The 3561-nt window shown below is 72.6% G+C and carries 3 protein-coding genes; all 3 read left to right on the top strand.

Annotated elements, in window-relative coordinates; genetic code table 11:
• A partial coding sequence (locus tag AOK23_RS41855; protein WP_055717628.1) for a TatD family hydrolase occupies nucleotides 1–822 on the top strand: 822 nt, incomplete at its 5' end.
• Between the two features lie 10 nt (nucleotides 823–832).
• Entirely contained in the window at nucleotides 833–1996 is a 1164-nt protein-coding gene (eboE, locus tag AOK23_RS41850) for a metabolite traffic protein EboE (protein ID WP_055717627.1), read from the top strand.
• Between the two features lie 173 nt (nucleotides 1997–2169).
• Nucleotides 2170–3519 carry an alkaline phosphatase family protein gene (locus tag AOK23_RS41845; protein WP_240496818.1) on the top strand — a complete coding sequence of 450 codons (1350 nt, stop codon included), beginning with the start codon at nucleotides 2170–2172 and terminating at the stop codon, nucleotides 3517–3519.
• Nucleotides 3520–3561: the final 42 nt, after the last annotated feature.

Below are 3561 nucleotides of genomic sequence, written 5' to 3'. Positions count from 1 at the left end.
TCCCGCACCACCGACGACTACGAGGCGATGCACGCGGCCGGGGTCCGCGCGGTCGTCGAGCCGGCCTTCTGGCTCGGCCAGCCCCGCACCTCCCCCGAGAGCTTCTACGACTACTTCGACGCGCTGCTGGGCTGGGAGCCGTACCGGGCCGCCCAGTTCGGCATCCAGCACTTCTGCACCATCGCGCTCAACCCGAAGGAGGCCAACGACCCGCGCTGCCGGCCCGTCCTGGACGAACTGCCCCGCTACCTCGCCAAGGACCGGGTGGTCGCGGTCGGTGAGATCGGCTACGACTCCATGACTCCGGAGGAGGACGAGGCGCTCGCCCTCCAGCTGCAACTCGCCGTGGAACACGGCCTGCCCGCGCTCGTGCACACCCCGCACCGCGACAAGGCCACCGGCACCCGCCGCACCCTGGACGTCGTACGGGAGTCGGGCATCGCCCCGGAACTCGTCGTCCTCGACCACCTCAACGAGCTGACCGTCGGCATGGTCCTCGACAGCGGCTGCTGGGCGGGGTTCTCGATCTACCCGCGGACGAAGATGAGCGAGGACCGCATGGTCGCCGTTCTCCAGGAGCACGGCACCGACCGCGTCCTCGTCAACTCGGCCGCCGACTGGGGGCGTTCGGACCCGCTCAAGACCCGCAAGACCGCCGACGCGATGCTCGCCGCCGGCTTCGACGACGACACCGTGGACAAGGTCCTCTGGCGCAACCCCGTCGGCTTCTACGGACAGAGCGGCCGACTCGACCTCGACGAGCCCAAGCCCGACGAGGAGTCGAGCTTCCAGGGCAACTCCATCCGCCGCGGCGGAGAGTGAGCGCCCGGCCATGCGATTACGGCACCCCGACGGCAGCCCCGTCCACCTCGGCTACTGCAGCAACGTCCACCAGGCGGAGGACCTCGACGGAGTCATCGGCCAGCTCGCCACGTACGCCGAACCCGTGCGGGAACGCCTCGGCGTCGACCGGCTGGGCATCGGCCTCTGGCTCGCCCGCGACACGGTGACCCGGATCGTCGACGACGAGGACGAGGTGAAGCGCCTCAAGAGCGAACTCGCCGCCCGCGGCCTGGAAACCGTCACCCTCAACGCCTTCCCCTACGCCGGGTTCCACCGGGAGGTGGTCAAGAAGGACGTCTACCTGCCCGACTGGGCCGACGAGGCCCGGCTGCGCCACACCCTCGACTGCGCCCGCGTGCTCGCCGCGCTCCTCCCCGACGACGTCGCCCGGGGGAGCGTCTCCACCCTGCCGCTGGCCTGGCGCACCCCCTGGCCCCCGGACCGCGCCGAGACCGCCCGTCGCGCCCTGGACCGGCTCGCCGCCGGACTCGCCGCGATCGAGTCCGACACCGGCCGCCGCGTCCGCGTCGGCTTCGAACCGGAGCCCGGTTGCGTCGTGGAGACCACCGCCCAGGCCGTAATGGAGCTGCGCGGACTCGACCCCGAGCGGCTCGGCGTCTGCCTCGACGCCTGCCATCTCGCCGTGCAGTTCGAGGACCCCGGGGCCGCCCTCGCCCGCCTCGCGGACGCCGGGCTCGCGGTCGTCAAGCTCCAGGCGTCCTGTGCCGTCGAGGCCACCGATCCCGCCGATCCCGCCGCCCGCGCTGCCCTGCGGCGCCTCGCGGAGCCGAGGTTCCTGCACCAGACCCGTACGGCGTCCGCGCCCGAGGCCCCCGTCCACGCCGTCGACGACCTGCCGGACGCCCTCGACGGCGGCCTGCCCACCGGCACCGGGCCCTGGCGCGTCCACTTCCACGCCCCGCTGCACGCCGACCCCGAGCCGCCGCTGCGCACCACCGCCGACCAGCTGACCGCCGTCCTCGCGGGACTGCTCGGCGGCACCTCCGTCCACTGCGACCACATCGAGGTCGAGACCTACACCTGGTCCGTCCTCCCCGAGCCGCCCGCCGACCTGGCCGGGGGCATCGCCGCCGAACTCGCCTGGGCCCGCGACCGGATGACCGGCCTCGGCCTCAAGGAGGACCACCAGTGAGCACCCCACCCCCGAGTACGCCACCCACGAGCACACCGTCCGTGAGTTCTGCGTCAGCGAGCACGTCGGCTGTGAGTACCGCGTCAGCGAGCACGCGGCCGCCGGGCGTACCGCCCGCGCACCGGCTCGTCGTCCTCGACATCGTCGGCCTCACCCCGAAGCTGCTGAGGCACATGCCCGCCGTCGCCGCCCTCGGCGAGCGCGGCTTCCGGGCCCGTCTCGACCCCGTCCTGCCCGCCGTGACCTGCACGGTCCAGTCCACCTTCCTCACCGGCGAACCCCCGGCCGGGCACGGCGCGGTGGGCAACGGCTGGTACTTCCGCGACCTCGGCGAGGTCCTGCTGTGGCGGCAGCACAACGCGCTCGTCGGCGGCGAGAAGATCTGGGACACGGCCCGCAGGACCGCCCCCGACTACAAGGTCGCCAACATCTGCTGGTGGTACGCGATGGGCGCGGACGTCGACCTCACCGTCACCCCCCGCCCCGTCTACTACTCCGACGGCCGCAAGGAACCCGACTGCTACACCTGGCCGCCGGCCCTGCACGACGAACTCACCGATCGGCTCGGCCCGTTCCCGCTGTTCACCTACTGGGGCCCCAACGCCGGAATGCCCTCCACCCAGTGGATCCTCGGCGCCGCCCGCCAGGTCTTCGACGAACACCGGCCCGACCTCACCCTCGTCTACGTCCCCCAACTCGACTACGAGCCCCAGCGGTCCGGCCCCGACTCGCCCGAGACCGCCGAGAGCGCCCGCCGGCTCGACGAGGCGCTGCGCCCGCTGATCGACCACTTCCTGCGCGAGGGCGCCACGGTCGTCGCGCTCAGCGAGTACGGCATCACCCCCGCCTCCCGCCCCGTCGACATCAACCGCGCGCTGCGCCGCGCCGGACTCCTCGACGTGTACACCCAGGACGGCATGGAGTACCTCGACCCGTGGACGTCACGGGCCTTCGCCGTCGCCGACCACCAGATCGCCCACGTGTACGTCCGCGACCCGGCCGACACCGCCCACGTCGCCAAGCTCCTCGCCGAACTCGACGGCGTGGACGAGGTGCTGGACGCCGAGGGCAAGAAGGCCCACGGCCTGGACCACGAGCGTTCCGGCGAACTGGTCGCGGTCGCCGACCCCGACGCCTGGTTCACGTACTACTACTGGCTCGACGACGCGCACGCCCCCGACTTCGCCCGCCAGGTCGAGATCCACCGCAAGCCCGGATACGACCCCGCCGAGCTGCTGTACGACGACACCGTCCCGGCGGTGAAGTTCCGCGCGATCGGCCAGGTGGCCCGCAAGAAGCTCGGGTTCCGCTACCGCATCAGCACCGTCCCGCTGGACCCCTCCGGCGTCAGCGGCAGCCACGGCAGGCTGCCCGCCGACCCGGACGACGGCCCCGTCCTGCTGTGCTCCGCACCAGACGAGGCACGCGAGGCCTACGCCGCGACCGAGGTCAAGCAACTGCTGCTGACCCTCGCGGGCCTCCCCACGACCGACGCCCCCCACACAGACACCGACGCGAACTAGGAACGGCACACCGCGATGACCACGCACCCCCCGCTCCCCACC

The sequence above is a fragment of the Streptomyces torulosus genome, from assembly GCF_001419765.1.
Classification (GTDB): domain Bacteria; phylum Actinomycetota; class Actinomycetes; order Streptomycetales; family Streptomycetaceae; genus Streptomyces; species Streptomyces torulosus.
This window is presented reverse-complemented; position numbering and strand designations above follow the sequence as displayed.